Raw genomic sequence first — 16441 nt, 5'->3', positions numbered from 1 at the left:
ATGTTTTTGGATCCAACGTGGCGTATTTTAACGGTCGGTGATGGCGATTTATCGTTTTCGCATGCCATTGCCAAGCATGTAAAACCAGCACAGCTTACTGCTTCAACCTATGATGCAGCACAGACAATAGAAGATAAATACGCCGACAACGCCCTTTCACAACTGCGTACGTTAGGTATTCGTGTGCTCACAGAGTTTGATGTAACGAAACCCAGTGCTTGGCAACGCCTTGACCAACAACGTTTTGATGTGGTTATTTTTCAATTTCCACTCATTCCTGCATTCAAAGGTGAAGCCGCCTTTAAAGCACAAACAGGCTCTGGAAGCATGAATGTGCTGAATCGCGCATTGCTTTATCAATACTTAAAATATGCGCATCGCTTTGCACTTGATAAAAACGGCCCTATGCTGTGTTTTATTACTTCAAAAGACGTTAAACCTTACCGAGAATGGAACATTGAAGGGAGTTTAAACCAAGGTTTACCGTGTCATTATATTGGCCAAATGCCGTTTGATATTAGCCGTTTCCCAGGTTACAAAATTCGCAACGTCGACCGTGATAAGCATGTAAAAGACACCAGCGGCATCACGTATGTGTTTAGCAGTAAAAAAGACAACGACATCTGCTCAATGCTAACGATTCCGCCATACTTGGGTGAAAAACACTGTGCATTGTGTCGTGTGGGTCCCTACATGGCAAAAGAAGACGAAGACAAACATTTGCGCAGCAAAAAACACCTGCAAATGGAAAAGTTTGAACAAGACTGGCAGGCTTGGCTTGCACTTAATAGCGAGGAGTTAACATGAAATTTGTCATTGTGGGTACTAATTTTATCAGCGACACTTTTTTAGACGCAGCAACCCATGTTGAAGAATTCGATTTATACGGCGTATGTTCTCGTCAAGAGAGCACTGCTCGTTCGTTTTTAGCTAAACATACCAGCAATAATGCCAAGGTCTTCACGAGTATCGACGAAGTATGCCACGATAATCAGGTTGAAGCTGTTTACATTGCTGCGCCAAATAGTCTGCATAAACACTACGCGGTTATGTGTTTAGCCGCAGGCAAACATGTACTGGGTGAAAAACCATCAGCGGCAAATAGTACTGAGTTAAATGAAATTATTCTCGCGGCAAAAAAGCATCAGCGCCTGTATATGGAAGCGATGATGACCACTCACCTACCTAATTTCGCCATTCTTAAACACGCACTTACCAAAATAGGCACGCCGCGCAAATATATAGGTCAATATAGTCAATACTCTTCGCGTTACGACAAATACAAAAATGGGGAAAGACCCAATACCTTTTTACCTGAATTTGCTAACGGCGCTTTGGTTGATTTAGGGATCTATCCTTTGTATGTTTTGTTAGCTCTTTGGGGCGCCCCACAGAGTGTGCAAGCCAGTGGAGTTTTGCTCGAAACTGGGGTTGATGGTGCAGGTGATGTACTATTAAATTATGCCGATAAACAAGCAGTTATTAGTTATTCTAAAATTTCTCAAGGCGACAACTTTACCGAAATTCAAGGTGAAAAAGGCCGCATTAGAATCGAAGCGGTTTCTTTGTTAAAACGTATGCAGTTTATTGGTAATGATGGCACGGTTGAAGAACTTGCTCAGCCATTTGACGAGCATTTTATGCGCTATGAAGTAAGTCACTTTATAGCAGCAGCCAAAGCCGGACACATTGAGTCTGCTGTAAACACACACACCTTATCAAAACAGGTTATGGACGTGCTGGATACAGCGAGAGCTCAATTAGGTGTCGTGTATCCTGCTGATAATGACTAATAAGTCCTGCGGGCAACTACTCTAGTTGCCCTAGCAAACTCAAAATACCCTCTTTTGTAATATTGCGAGCTTGCATGGCAACACTTACTCCCGCTTGCTGAACAATATCGAGTGATATTTTCTCAGCCATGACTTTTGCAAAATCGGTGTCTTCAATACGCTGATTCGCTGAACTTAGCATCAACGACTGGTTTGATTCATTACGGATGGTCGATTCAATCGCATTTATTTTTGCGCCTATTTCAGCCCTAAAGCCGCCAATACGTGACAATGCGGTGTCTATTCTCGTTATTGCATTTTGCGCTAAATTTTCGCTGCTTATGGTAATACCATCAATTGTTAACGAACCCGCACTGGCATCAATATCTTCAAACATAATATACCCCTCTTCGCCAATAGCACGGTCGGTTGATGTAACTAACATCGGGCCATCACTCGACTCAGTTGACGAGGAATTTAAGCTTCCCAACGTGTCCCAGCTAGCAGTAATATTGAAAAAGCCACTACCAATAACAGTTAATAACAATGGCTCAGTCACTGAATCAATGATCACTTCTTCATTTAAATTACTTGGATTGCCGTTTCCTGAATAGGTAAAGTTCATACCATTAATCGTTTGGCTATTTACTGCTGGAAAGTTATAGCCACCCCCCTGAAATAAATTGCCATTACTGTACGTTTCTGTTCCTTGGTAACCATTAGCCGGAGTGAATAAATTTGCCTCTATTCTATCTTGCACAGATGATAAATCTTGCCCAACTAAATGATCACCATTTTGAGTAAAAAGGTTTATATCATCATTAGCGCCATTATCATTTATTCGGATTCTAACGTTCGTTGAACCCGCTGGGATTAGGCCTAAAGAAATATCTCCTGAACCCATTCCTTGTTCAATATTATTCGAGAATACTTCATTTAATACCGGCACATTGTCCAAGTTAGTTTCCTGCTCTGGCTTTGACATTAATGGCTTTTTACCAAAAATTTCAGTGTCGGCTACAACGGTATTTATATGCTCCCTTAATTGCGAAAACTCTTCATTTAGAGCGGCTCTATCAATATCCGTATTAGAGCCATTAGCAGCTTGCAGAGCTAATGTTCGCATTCTTTGAAGCGCATCGGTGAGCGCCGATAAACCCGCATCGGCAACCTGTCCGTAGCTAATACCGTCTTGTAAGTTTCGAAGCGTTTGTTGCTTCACCGCGATTTGCGTTGTTAAGCGGTGGCTTATCTGTAAGCCTGCGGCGTCATCTTTCGCAGAGTTAATGCGTTTACCCGAGGCTAACTTCTCATAAGTCGAGGTAATTGATTGCGTGTTTAGTAGTGAGTTAGGCGTACGTAGTCGTGGCGAATTGATCGTCAACATTTTGTCTTCCTTGGCAAAAAAACTTAAATAATGCAAAACCCATACCAATTTACTAGTATATTATAATTAGAAATGACGCATTGTTCAGACATCGCTTGTTCACGAGTAAATAATCACAATAAATACTGCCGGGTACTCTTGAGATAAATTTTTGCTCACCTGACGTGCGTTTTTCAGTCCGTTGCGACTGAGCACCTGAAAATGCACTTTATCTCTGATAATCAATACATTACAGTTATGAATGCCTCACAACTTAGGTTTCATCGAAAATCGGCTACCGTTTAACGAAAAACATTTCTTAATCATCAAAACATCAGTAAAATCGCCCCCAAACTTCAGCTCTTATTTATTCATAAGGACAGTGATGCAGCGTACCATCCCCCCGTTTTTGATTGCTGTTATTTGCGTGTTATTAGCCATGGTCACCATTCAGTCAGGTGCATCTGTTGCTAAGCAATTATTCCCATTGATTGGCCCTGAAGGGACCACTGCATTGCGCCTCGGTTTTTCGGCGGCGATTCTGTGTTTAGTTTTTAAGCCTTGGAGAGCCTTTCCTCCTATTGGTCAGCGCATGCCGATTATTATTTACGGCTTAAGCTTAGGGGGTATGAATATACTTTTTTACTACGCTATCGAGCGTATTCCGCTGGGTATTGGTGTCGCACTGGAATTTACTGGTCCATTAGCGGTCGCACTTTTATCATCTCGTAAAAAGCGCGACTTATTTTGGGTTGCCTGCGCCATAGCAGGTATTGTGCTGTTATTACCTGATATGAAAGGTGAGGAAAGTCTCGACCCTGTTGGGGTCATTTTAGCGCTAGCGGCAGGAGCCTGTTGGGCATTTTATATTTTATTCGGTAAAAAAACGGGCAATCAGGGCTCAGGTGGCATGACCGTCGCTTTAGGTATGAGCATTGCAGCTATTGTACTTGTTCCCTATGGTGCAGCTTCACAAGGCATGGCGCTATTAAGTTGGGACGTTTTACCTTTAGGTATTCTAGTTGCCATTATGTCAAGTGCCCTGCCTTATACACTTGAAATGGTTGCACTTAGAAATATGCCCGCACAGGGTTTCAGTATCATGATGAGTTTGGAGCCTGCGGTAGCAGCCCTCGCTGGCTTTATTATCTTGGCTGAGTTTTTAAGTGTATGGCAATGGTTAGCCATTTTGCTCGTTATCACCGCATCGGTCGGAAGCTCAATGTCGACCTCAAAACAAACAAAAGTTGAAAGTAACGCTTAAAACTTTCACTATAAAGCCCATGAGCAATGGGCTTTATATCAATACACCCGATTCAATAAAATTATTTATGATAATACTTAACATTTTTGTAAGTTGCGGGGTCAAAACTGGGGTATGCCGCAGTTCGCATTACATCAGCAATGGCCTTAAAAGTAATGACCCATGCTTTTCTGCATTCAGGGGTAAAATCATCCCCCAAGCCTGTTTTTAGCGTATATAACAATGCATTTCCTACCGGTGTGTAATCATCCACGCTTACACTGTAGTCAATATGTTTTCGTGCAAGTTGTTCAAGTACTGGCACGAGCTCATCTAAATTGTCGAGCCCTTTAACTGCAATACCTAAGGTCATCATTAATTTTTTTCCTTGTGACCTTAAGTCGCTTTTAAAGAGTGCTTTAAGTTTAGGATCATACTCAAATAATTTGGCATAAAAAATGGCTGCTGCGTCGTCGGCTATGGGGGCTACCTTTTTAAAGCTATTTTGAACTAACTGTTTTTGATAAGCGCTGAGCATGCCTATTCCTTTTATAATGAAGATTGTTATTTCATACTAGTACATAAAGACGATTTTACTCCTCAAATACCCAATTTTTGTATGACCCCACTTCATTAACCTTATAACGCATACTGAATTAACTTTAAAATAGCGACTCTAGACGCCGCACTTTATTTACCTAGCCTACACAACGGCTTCGATTTTATACCAGTGGCTTATTTTATAATGTCATCATTTAGCACACGCAATACATCCTCTTTCACACGTTGTTCCGCTAACCATTTGGACCAAGAATAAAATGGTGATATCTCCTTAAAATTGCTCATAATTTTACATGTTGCTAAGCAGCGATAAGCCACTACTAAAATAGACGGTAAGCACAAAATGAAATACGCCTTATAAGCTGCCCTCTTACAAAATAAACTGACATATTTTGTTACATTTATTTGTATTAACATAACACTTTAGATTTAAATCTTGATGATAATTATTATCAGTTGTGATAAGTTTACCGCGAATTATTTTAATCAAAACAATAATCAACCATTGCCATTTACTGCTCACAACACGCGGAGAAAAGAATGAAATTAACTCAGTTGCCACTTGCAACCGCTATTATTTATGCATTGAATCCACAACTCAGTTTCGCACAGCAAACTGCTGAGGCTGAAGCGAATATTGAAACACTTGAGATTGTGGGTGTTCGCCAAAATCGTATAAGTGAAGGCGCAACTGGCCTTGCACTAGAGATTGATGAAACACCACAATCAATCAGTATCATCTCCGCAGAGCAACTAAAAAACTATTCAGCCTTTAATATCAACGATGCGCTACGTTTAGCCCCAGGCATTAATGTTGAAGAATGGGAAACAAATCGTACTAACTACACGTCGCGTGGCTTTGAAATTAAAAACACCCAAATTGATGGGGTTGGTTTGCCAAATGATTGGGGCATTGTAACCGGGGCTATGGAAGCCTATGGCTACGAAAACATTGAAGTTATCCGTGGAGCAAATGGCCTTTTAACGGGTGTTGGTAATGCATCGGGCACGATTAACTATGTTCGTAAGCGCCCAAAAAATGAAAATGGTGGTGAAGTAGGTGTTTCATTTGGCTCATGGGACTTTAAACGTCTTCAAGCAGATTACTCTTTGCTTTTAACTGATTCGGGTAGCTGGGCAGCCCGCTTTGTTGCGGCTGCTGAAGATAAAGAATCTTACCTTGACGGGCTTGAAAATAACCGTGAGTTTTTCTCTGTTATTGTTGATGGTCAATTAACAGATAACTCCACTGTTACCGCTGGTTATTCTTATCAAGATGCTGATACCGATGGTAATACATGGGGTGGGCTGGTGTATAACTACACTGATGGCAGCCAAGCAAAATGGGATGTGAGCGACACAACCACCCAAGAATGGACAATGTGGGACACCATCAACACTTCTGCATTTATTGAATACAACTATATTTTTGCTAACGCTTGGCAACTGCAAGCAAGCTATAACTTCCGCGGTTTTGAAGAGCAAGACAAGCTATTTTATGCCAGCGGCAAGATTGATAAAGACACGCACTTAGGCTTAAGTGGTTGGCCGGGTCGTTATGACAGTGATATAGATGCAGACTTATTTGAAATCAAAGCATTTGGTGCCTTTGAATTATTTGGTAAAGAACATCAGGCAAGCGTTGGTGTAAGCCATGCAAAAAGTGATGACGTGATGTATCAACACCCATTTGATTTTGCAAACACACCGGCCTATGGTCCAATCCTAGCATTTCCATATGACTTAGATGCTATACCTGAGCCAGATTGGTTAGCGCCTGTTTTATATTCTGATATCGAACAAAAGCTAACGCGTTACTTTGGCTCTGCTCAGTTAAACATTACTGATAAATTATTTACCGTAGTTGGTTTTAACACTATTGAATTTGAGCGCTCAGGCATGAATGCCGGTGCATCAATTGATAATGACGAGAGCGAGACGAGCCCCTATGTTGGTTTTACTTATAAGTTAAACGACGATTTAAACTTATATGCAAGTTACTCTGATATTTATCAGCCGCAAGAGCAAGCAGATTACAACGGCCAATACTTAGCCCCCACCAAAGGCACTAACTTTGAAACAGGTGTTAAGGCTTCTTGGTTTGACGATGCACTAATGACAACGTTTGCCTATTTTACTGCTGAGCAAGATAACTTTGCTCAATACGCGGGCCTGACAGAAGATGGTATTTATTACTATAAAGGCGTGTCTATTGAGTCAGAAGGCTATGAATTTGAAGTCACTGGAAAGATTACCGACAACATCAATATCGTCGCTTCTTATACACATATTGATGTAACTGATGAAAATGGTGATGATACCAATAAATGGGCGCCTCGTGATGTTGTAGGTGTAACAGTAGATTATGCGGTGACCGATGCGGTGGTTGTGGGCTTAAATGGCCGTTGGCAATCTAAAATCGAAAGCACTGACTACAATGTAAAACAAGGAAGTTATGGCTTACTTAATGCCTTTGCTCGATGGAATATCAACGACAACATTGACATACAAGCAAACGTCAACAACATCACTGACGAGCAGTACATTAATAGTTTACAAACTGTGGGTTATTATGGTGCGCCTACAAACGGCAGCCTAACCTTAACTTATAAGTTTTAACTGGGTGGATGTGTCGCCCATCGGGGCGACACAATTTTATTAATTAGGGCAACTGCCTAACTCGTAATACCCCGCACTAGTTTGCGCTAAGGTGCTGGTATAAAAAGTGTTGTAAAGACCTAAGTTATCACCTGAGCCCAACGCATAAGCGTAAGAGCCATTCGTCGTCGCGCGGTTTGCTTGCACATGCGCATAGTTGCTTGAAGTGGTTTCGGTGCATTGGTAATCACCATTCGGTGTTGAATCACACGCATCACCTACACCATCTGCATCACTATCTAGCTGATCACTATTTGCCACCAGCGGGCAGTTATCTAAGCTATCACTGACACCATCGCTGTCAGAGTCACTCGTTTCACCATCTGGAGTGCTGTCACACACATTACCAATCCCGTCATTATCGTTATCGGCTTGATCAGCATTCGCTACATTCGGGCAATTATCTGCGCCGTCGAGCACACCGTCGTTGTCTGCGTCATTACTAGGTTCTGTGGTGGTTTTGCATGCCTGTAAAGGCCCTGCACAACTTGAGTCATCATCAGCAATCCACTGACATTGTTCTGTTCCTGCCGCATACTCCCGCATCGTGAAGCTTGCGGTACCAAACGCTAAATAACACGCCGAATAACCTTCTCCCCACGTAATATGGCCTTCATTAATGTGCAAGTTATAATCGCCAGTAACCCCAGCATCGATGACAAAACTAATGCTGTCGGTTGATGTAAGGGCTGTATCATCGCTTGCTGTGATCACTGCGGTATTATTGCCACCCGCTAGATTGCATTGCTCAGCAAAGTACTCAAGCCCATTCACCGTAGCAGTCACATCACCATTGCTAAAGCTAACCACAACCGTGCTTACGTTTTGATTATCATCGATAACGGTGCCTGTTACTGTAGCGCATTGCCCATTTACACTAGCCGCAGTATCACTGAGTACAGGTGCTGTGGCCGCAGGTTCTGGCCCAACACGTACAGTAAGATTTGCTTCATTACCTTGTTTAGCTTCATTATCTGTGGCACTTACACGCACTTCATAAAGACCATCGGTGAGTGCACTTGTCACCCCGCTAAAGGCATTATTCGCATCGACTTGCACATTGAGAGATTCAATTAAGCTTGTCATCCCTGCGGCCAGGCTATACACATTTATATTCACACTCGTTACACTGCCTTCAGGGTCGATTGCGCTGCCTGTAATGGTGAGCTGACTGTTACTGTCTGTGGCATTTAAATTACTGATTTCGGGGCCAGAGTTGCGATCAACACGTTTATTGTTCGCTGTAAAATACTCGCCTAAATATGTTGCAAAGTTAATGCTATTTGCTGCGACATAATCACCCGAAGCACCTTGCCCACCTGACCATGAGTGGTCTAAATTATTCAACCACAGCATAGCTACTCGATTATCTTGCCAGTGTGATTGCTCTGCCGTGCGAGTGGCGTCGTCGCTAATTGTTGTTGTCCCCGATAACTGATTAACCCCATAAAGCGCTGCAAACCCATTGGCATTTTGTTGGTTATAACATGTGTTTACTGTGGTATCGGCTGTGCCGTGAGCAACCACTGCGATTTGTGTTTCAAAACTATTTTTGTAGCTACCAGCATAACTTTCACAACGTGATACAAACGTATTTTCAGAGACTGTTTCACAGGTCGAAATAGCGCCACTTGAACTGGTACCAATAGTAGGACCCGCACTGGGTGCAACCCCTGCAAATACATCAGGTGCCACACATGCTGTTTGCGCGGCCATCGCAGCCCCAGATGATAAGCCAGCAATATAGACCTGTTTCGGGTCGATATTACGGGCTACATCACCACTTAAAGCATTGGCTAAATTAATCAAATTCTTATAATCGCCAGAGCTGCGGTTTATTGCACCTTGCCAATAGGACCAGCAGCTATACCCCGCTTTATTCATCGCATCAGGCACGGCTATCACCATGCCATGAGCCTCTGCGGCCTCTTCTAAATTGGCACTTAAATAGTTATTGATTGGTTGCACGCAGCCATGCAGGACTAACATTAATGAATGACCATCACCGATACTCGACTGCGTATCTGGCGTGTAAATATGAACATTATTGAAACCGCCGATGCTGACATTTTGCTGCCAACTACCTGCAAAACTTGGCTGTGAGAAAATAGCAGCGCAGAGCACGGCCACAGGCGTAAACGATGCTGATTTTCGTTTACATAATTGTGTTATTTTTTGCATATATCGCCTTTATAGTTGTTATCATTGCTGTCTGTCAGTTGATGACTAACCCAATGTAGTAGAACAATTAAAAAAGCGAACTATAACTATAGTGCTATAAAATTAAGGACAATAAAGCCAAAAGAAGCAACGCGTTTATAATATCAATATGTGAAATTACACCAAAACCGATTAACAAAACCCAATAAAAAAGCCTGACAATCTTATTGTTAGGCTTTCAGTAAAAAATACAACTTAACGCTCAAATTTAACGCTTTAGGTGTTTAGGGTCTGGCTTCCTAACTTTTGCAACCAAGGGGTGATTCATCTTCTTTAATTCTGTTAACACAAGTTGAGCAACCTCCGTTGCACCTAGTTGGTTCAAATGGGTGTCATCTGTTACACCTAACGGGTAATTAGGGTGCAAATCAGGGGCAATATGCATGAAACGTAATGCAGAGCCGTCATCACCTAGCGCTTGAAAGTAGCGTTTAGTAATTGCTTCCATGTCAATAAAATCAACCTTTGTTTGTTTAGCAACATCTCTTACCGCATCTGCATACAGCGGGTGCGTCTCTTTAATCGTTCCGTCTTCATTAAAATAGCGGCGCGTTATCGGTGTCATTAACAGGGGGTGAGCTTGCTTTTCGCGCACATCTTTGATGAAGCCAAGTAAATTTGCTTTAAAGTCGGGTACGGATGTGTAGCGGTCAACTTTTTGTTTTGATTGATCATTATGACCAAACTGTATGATGACATAGTCCCCTGGCTTAATCTCGTCCATAATCATTTGCCAACGACCTTCTGATTTAAAAGTCCGTGTGCTGCGACCATTTTTAGCCAGGTTAATTACCTGTACTTGATCATTAAAGAAGTATTGAAAAGGCATTCCCCACCCTGTTTCTGGGTAATCTTTCACTTCTTTTATTGACATTGTAGAGTCTCCCGCCATAAAAACGTTGATCTGTTCATCAGCCTGAGCAGTAGACGAAAGCGCAACACCGACGTATAGAAACCTTAAAAAATGTTTAAACATTGAACTCTCACTGTAGAAAATTAACTCAATAAAAATGACCCTAGCACACACTGCCACCGGTGGCAAATAAATAAATAAAATCAACCCACTATTGCACCACCATGTAACTTGCGGCGGTTTTAAAAACGTTAATTTGTAAAGGAAATATTAATATTTTTGGTTTATTTGGTTTGACAGCACGAATTTTTACGTATAATTTCTACCTAAATGCCACCGGTAGCAAAACAAGGATTAAAGTGGCATTTTACTCTTTGCGTAATTGAACACACAATCGCATAAAAAAATAACAGGATATGACTTATGCCGTTTGAAAGTCATGTAATTTATAACAATAAACTACAACTGGAACAGCAATGACAACAAGTAAGCAAACATTCAAACTAAGCTGTCTTATGACCTCATTATTACTCAGTGGCGTAATGGGAAGTTATGCTGCTAATGCACAAGAGCAACAAAATAATGCAGTAGAAGATGATGGCATCGAAATTATTCAGGTTAAAGGCTACCGTGGCAGTATTAATGCAGCGCTAATGTCTAAGCGTGAGGCGGTAGGCACACGCGAAACTATCATTGCTGAAGATATTGGTAAGTTTCCAGATCTAAACGTTGCCGACTCCTTGGCTCGAGTACCCGGTATCTCTATTGAAGAAGATGCTGGCGAAGGACGTCAAATAACAATTAGGGGTCTTGGTTCTCGGTTTGTAAAAACAACGATTAATGGCATGGAATCAGCTTCAGCAGGAGCGGCAACCGATGCGGCTGGTGGCTCTAATACTTCACGCGCCTTTGATTATAACGTGTTTGCTTCAGAACTCTTTACACAAATAGACATCGATAAGACCGTGTCTGCAGAAAGAGAAGATGGCGGGATTTCAGGTAATGTCAATTTACAGACTGCGCGCCCTTTCCAATATGAAGGCTTTAAAGGCTCATACAATGTCAATGCCCGCTATAACGATATTTCTGAGGATGTATCGCCGCGCGTGTCATTTATGCTCAGTAATAACTGGGATAATAAATTCGGTGTACTTGCCTCTGTTGCATACAGTGATGGGACCGTCCAAAGTGAAGGTTCATCAACGGTTCGCTGGACCGTCAATAATCCAAACTATGTTGATGGCGGTTCACCCGTTGGTCAAGGAGGTACAAACTACCTATCAGCTGCACCTAAGACCATTTTGTTAGAAAATGGCAATTACACAAACGATAATCTGGATGGTTTATATTTACCCCGTATACCTCGTTATTCTATCTTTTCAAAAGAGCAAAAACGCCTAGGTGCAACCGTCGCCTTCCAGTACGCTCCTACTGATAATCTTTCAATGAACTTAGATATTCTTCATGCAGAGCTAGACACGACAATGGATGAATATCAATACTCAGTATTGTTACGTGATCAAAAAAATATCGTACCTGAAAACATCTATACAGATCCTAACAATACAATTGTTGCTGGTGCGTTTTCAAATGCAATTATACGTTCAGAAGCACGACAAGATTCCTCTGAATCAAACTTTGATCAAGTAAGCTTTACGGGTGATTGGTACATTAATGATCGTTTAAAAATGAGCTTTTTAGTAGGTAAAGGAAAATCTGATTTGGATGTACCTTATCTTCGCACTTTTGCACTTGATGCAGAGGGCTCAACCGTTGCTTACAGTTACGACAGTAATATTGACCCACTTTCTCTAATTAATAATCCTGGTGGTGAAGCGATAGGCAGTGCGCAGTTAAACACAACAATGCCATCATTTGCTTTTGCAGCAGGACAAGCTCCTGGAAACGCGTTTACCAAAGAGCAATTACAAAACACCATGCTAGACGCTAGCAATTACAGTGCTGGGCTCGTTCGTAACCGCGCACAAACTATTGAGAGCGAAAACTCAACCATTAAACTTGATTTTGCCTACGAACTTAATGATGAATACACAGTGAAATTTGGTGTAGGGCAGCGTAGCTTTGAAACTGAACAACACGACTTCCGCAACGCGTGGAAAAACCTAGATATAGAAACGAACAAAACCAGCGGTAAATCAGCTGAAACACAAGTTATTGACTTAGATGCCGATCAAATAGCGGGAGACTTATTTTCTACCACGCTTAATGAGACCGGTATTCACTTTGGTAATAATGCCTCAGTACCGAGCACTTCAACACTATTTGGCTCTACATGGCTAACACCTGACTACAATGCCATGATGGATGCATTTTCTAATGCCGCCTTTTTTGAAGCGAAGGAAGAGTACAAACGTGCCTATTATATAAAAGAAGAGGTAAACACAGCCTACCTTCAACTTAACTTTAGAAAAGATATATTCAATTCAGAACTAAGGGGTAATTTAGGTCTTCGCTATGTTGATAACAAAAACACGAGCCGAATTGTAAATCTGGATCATATTTACAAAGATGGCTACACAGCAGGCAAAGGTGATGGCGCTAACTTTGAAAATGGTTATGGTTGGCGAGAATCGATTAGCACAGGTGATGAATGGTTACCTTCGCTTAACCTAGCTTATGATATCACTGAAGATTTAGTCGGTCGTTTTAGTTACTCACACGCTATTACCCGACCAAAACTATCTGACTTACGTTCATCAATAAGTGTTAATACCCCTGATGAGCAAGACCCTACCGCAACAATTAAACGTGGTGCGGGTCCGTCACTTGAGCCGTACAAAGCAAAACAATACGATATAGGTCTAGAGTGGTACTTTGCAGATGAATCTCTGGTTGCGGGTTCTGTTTTCTTTAAAAATATCACCGGTATTTCATCTGAAAGTAGTGATGAAGTGTTAAGTCAGGCTGAGTTAGATCGCTTGGGTATCGACATTGGTGATATGAACGCAGAAGATATTACCTGGACCGTAACCCAACTTACTAATACCGACGCTGAAGATATGTGGGGTGCTGAGTTTATTTATCAGCAGCCATTTACGTTCTTGCCTGAGCCCTTTAATAACTTAGGGATCCAAGCAAACTACACATATATCGACTATACCCGCGATATCGAAGACCCTTTTTATGGTACACCTTTGAATTTAGTCGAAGAAGAAACGTCTAAAAACACTTTCAATGTAACGATGTATTATGAAGTAGATAATTGGTCAGCACGTTTCTCATACAACTATCGTGGTGGTTATAACAAACAATACCTCGATGAATACAAAGATGAATCAACGTTTGTACGTGGCTATGATGACAAAGCAAAACTCAACTTCTCTGCTCGCTATGAACTGACAGAAAATATGAGCTTGTCGTTTGAAGCCGTTAACTTAACTGATGAAAAGCAAGAGATGTGGAATGATATTTACACACCTCGCCCATACGAAAGCTTATCATCAGGACGCCAATTTTTAGTCGGCTTGCGCGGATCATTTTAACAAATGACTCCCCTCCAAATAACCAATACTGTGTGGTTGGTTATTTTTTATAAAATCTCTAGCAACAATTGCCACCGGTGGCAATTGTTGCTAGAGTACTTCAACTATAAAAACAATTAGCACACACGTTGTGACTACAGGAACCTTGAGTATGAACAATAATCGCCGATTTTTTCTTAAAGCCTTCGCCTCGAGTAGTTTAGTAGGTACTGCTGCATTAATGGGCTGCAAAAGTGCGAGTGTAAATACCTTACTGACGCCAACAGATAATAATGATTGGTCAGCAGCCGAAGCGATTAAAAAGAACATTAAAGTACCACAGTTCCCCGAGAGTGCTTTTAATATCGTTGACTTTGGCGCTCAAAGTGGCGGTACGTTTAATAATAGCCATGCTATAAAAAAGGCTATTTTAACCTGCCACCAGCAAGGTGGTGGAAAAGTTATTATTCCTGAGGGGGTATTTTATACCGGCCCGATTCACTTATTATCGAACGTTAATTTACACCTTGAAAAAAACGCAGTGCTAAGTTTTAGTACTAATCCAGATGACTACCTACCTGCAGTATTCACTCGTTGGGAAGGCCTCGAGATGATGGGGTATTCCCCTTTAATTTATGCGTATGGCCAACAAAATATAGCGATCACTGGCGAAGGTGTACTAGAGGGTAATGCGAATGATACCACTTGGTGGCCATGGAAAGGTCCACACAAAGAAAAACACTGGGAATTACAATACCAAGAAAATGGTCAATTGATGGATCAAAAACCAGCACGTAAACAATTAATGGTTGATGCTGAAAACGCCTTACCTGTTGCTAAGCGAATCTACGCTGATGGTGCATATCTGCGCCCCCCTTTCATTCAACCCTACCGCTGTAATAATGTGTTAATTGAGGGAGTGACTATCAAAAACTCTCCTTTTTGGTTAGTAAACCCCGTGTTATGTAACAGTGTGACAGTCAGTGGTGTCACGTTCTCAAGCCATGGGCCAAATTCCGATGGTTGCGACCCAGAAAGCTGCAATCATGTGCATATAAAAGACTGTACGTTCGATACAGGTGATGACTGTATTGCAATTAAATCAGGGCGAAATGCTGACGGTCGTCGCGTCAACACGCCATCTGCCAATATAGTGATCGAAAACTGTCATATGAAAGAAGGTCACGGTGGTGTCGTCATTGGCAGTGAAATATCAGGCGGTGTGAACAATGTTTACGTACAAGATTGCACGATGGACAGTCCACATTTAGAACGTGCCATCCGTATTAAAACCAATTCTGTCCGCGGTGGATTAATTGAGCATATTCGCATTCGTAATGTTGAAGTTGGCACAGTAAAAAATGCAATTGTTATTAATTTCTTTTACGAAGAAGGTGATGCAGGCCAATTTGACCCCACCGTACGCGATATCGTTATAGACAATCTGCACTGTAATAACGTGCTTGATAAAGCGTTCTATTTAAATGGATTTGAGCGGGCACCTATCAAAGATTTTACAATTATAAATAGCCACTTTGATAACGTCGCAAAACAGTCAATCGTTAAAAATATCACCGATTTCAATGTTGAAAACGTCACCTTGAACAATCAATCAATTAGCGCAAAACAATTATTAGCGGAGTCAATCTAATGGCACAGAGCGCATTTTGTAAATTAATGGCAGGACAACCGATTTTGCCAATCATCCAAGCACATGATCCACAGCAAGGAGTCGCCGTTGCTCGGGCTATGCAAGATGCTGGTATTAATTTAGTCGAAGTTGTACTTCGCACTGAGCAATCATTAGCTGCAATAACAGCGATAAAATCGGCATTACCAAATCTCATCGTGGGTGCGGGGACAATTACCCGTAGTGACACATTAAATAACGCCATCAATGCAGGCGCTGATTACATTGTAACGCCAGCAGTATCGCCTCGCTTGCTAGATGCTTTAGCAAGTTGTGGCAAACCATGCTTACCAGGCGTATCGAATAATGCCGATATTCTTCTCGCCAGTGAATATGGCTTTACAGAACATAAGTTATTCCCAGCTTCATTGTGCGGCGGAATCGATTTTTTACACGCTGTCTCGAGTGTTTTTCAAGAGATACGCTTTTGTCCTACAGGCGGTGTAAATGCTCAAAATTTCAAAGATTTTTTAGCATTAGATAATGTATTTGCTGTGGGTGGAACGTGGGTCGCAAAACCTGATTGGGTGAATACAAAAGACTGGCAAAGTATCACTCAAGCCTGCGCTAACGTACTAACAAAATAAATTGACCTA

11 protein-coding genes and 1 pseudogene are annotated in these 16441 nt (G+C 41.6%); 7 read left to right on the top strand and 5 right to left on the bottom strand.

All coding sequences use genetic code 11. The features are described 5' to 3' along the window. Together D0907_RS19770 and D0907_RS19765 are read left to right on the top strand one after the other, a co-directional pair. Positions 1–807: a class I SAM-dependent methyltransferase gene (locus D0907_RS19770; RefSeq protein WP_118845244.1), complete on the top strand. Its 807-nt coding sequence runs from the start codon at positions 1–3 to the stop codon at positions 805–807. After that, entirely contained in the window at positions 804–1793 is a 990-nt protein-coding gene (locus D0907_RS19765; RefSeq protein WP_118845242.1) for a Gfo/Idh/MocA family protein, read from the top strand. Before D0907_RS19770 ends, D0907_RS19765 begins: the two co-directional genes overlap by 4 nt. Positions 1794–1809: 16 nt before the next feature. Here the strand turns inward: D0907_RS19765 and D0907_RS19760 are convergent, their stop codons facing one another. Beyond that, positions 1810–3159, bottom strand: coding sequence for a flagellin N-terminal helical domain-containing protein (locus D0907_RS19760; protein WP_118845240.1), 1350 nt, complete (start codon positions 3157–3159; stop codon positions 1810–1812). 364 nt (positions 3160–3523) lie between these two features. On the opposite strand from D0907_RS19760, the gene D0907_RS19755 reads away from it, so the two are divergent. Then, positions 3524–4402 carry an EamA family transporter gene (locus D0907_RS19755; RefSeq protein ID WP_036972256.1) on the top strand — a complete coding sequence of 293 codons (879 nt, stop codon included), beginning with the start codon at positions 3524–3526 and terminating at the stop codon, positions 4400–4402. Between the two features lie 61 nt (positions 4403–4463). Here the strand turns inward: D0907_RS19755 and D0907_RS19750 are convergent, their stop codons facing one another. After that, complete coding sequence (locus D0907_RS19750; RefSeq protein WP_118845238.1) at positions 4464–4919, bottom strand: globin family protein; 456 nt, start codon at positions 4917–4919, stop codon at positions 4464–4466. A 563-nt stretch (positions 4920–5482) separates the two neighbouring features. On the opposite strand from D0907_RS19750, the gene D0907_RS19745 reads away from it, so the two are divergent. Then, on the top strand, positions 5483–7561 hold the full coding sequence (locus D0907_RS19745) for a TonB-dependent siderophore receptor (protein WP_118845236.1): 2079 nt from the start codon (positions 5483–5485) through the stop codon (positions 7559–7561). Between the two features lie 39 nt (positions 7562–7600). Here D0907_RS19745 and D0907_RS21275 read toward each other — a convergent pair whose 3' ends face one another. The 3 genes and pseudogenes from D0907_RS21275 to D0907_RS19735 form a co-directional block, all read right to left on the bottom strand. Then, positions 7601–7942 (bottom strand): thrombospondin type 3 repeat-containing protein, encoded by a 342-nt coding sequence (locus tag D0907_RS21275; RefSeq protein WP_425274522.1) that lies wholly within the window; start codon positions 7940–7942, stop codon positions 7601–7603. Positions 7943–8005: 63 nt separating this feature from the next. Continuing rightward, a pseudogene (locus D0907_RS19740) lies at positions 8006–9781 on the bottom strand (extracellular catalytic domain type 1 short-chain-length polyhydroxyalkanoate depolymerase); the annotation flags it as partial. A gap of 247 nt (positions 9782–10028) precedes the next feature. Further along, on the bottom strand, positions 10029–10796 hold the full coding sequence (locus D0907_RS19735) for a rhamnogalacturonan acetylesterase (RefSeq protein ID WP_065978974.1): 768 nt from the start codon (positions 10794–10796) through the stop codon (positions 10029–10031). A gap of 353 nt (positions 10797–11149) precedes the next feature. On the opposite strand from D0907_RS19735, the gene D0907_RS19730 reads away from it, so the two are divergent. The 3 genes from D0907_RS19730 (at position 11150) to eda (ending at position 16432) form a co-directional block, all read left to right on the top strand. Then, positions 11150–14176, top strand: a complete 3027-nt coding sequence (locus D0907_RS19730; protein ID WP_118845233.1) for a TonB-dependent receptor — start codon at positions 11150–11152, stop codon at positions 14174–14176. Between the two features lie 151 nt (positions 14177–14327). After that, a complete protein-coding gene (locus D0907_RS19725) occupies positions 14328–15806 on the top strand; it encodes a glycoside hydrolase family 28 protein (protein WP_118845231.1) in 1479 nt (492 codons plus the stop codon). Beyond that, a complete protein-coding gene (eda, locus tag D0907_RS19720; protein WP_118845228.1) occupies positions 15806–16432 on the top strand; it encodes a bifunctional 4-hydroxy-2-oxoglutarate aldolase/2-dehydro-3-deoxy-phosphogluconate aldolase in 627 nt (208 codons plus the stop codon). The genes D0907_RS19725 and eda overlap by 1 nt, the downstream gene beginning before the upstream one ends. The last annotated feature ends 9 nt before the right edge of the window (positions 16433–16441 follow it).

The organism is Pseudoalteromonas lipolytica, from assembly GCF_003515105.1.
Lineage (GTDB): Bacteria > Pseudomonadota > Gammaproteobacteria > Enterobacterales > Alteromonadaceae > Pseudoalteromonas > Pseudoalteromonas lipolytica.
Note: the sequence above shows the minus strand (reverse complement) of the source record. Positions and strands in the feature narration are given on the sequence as shown.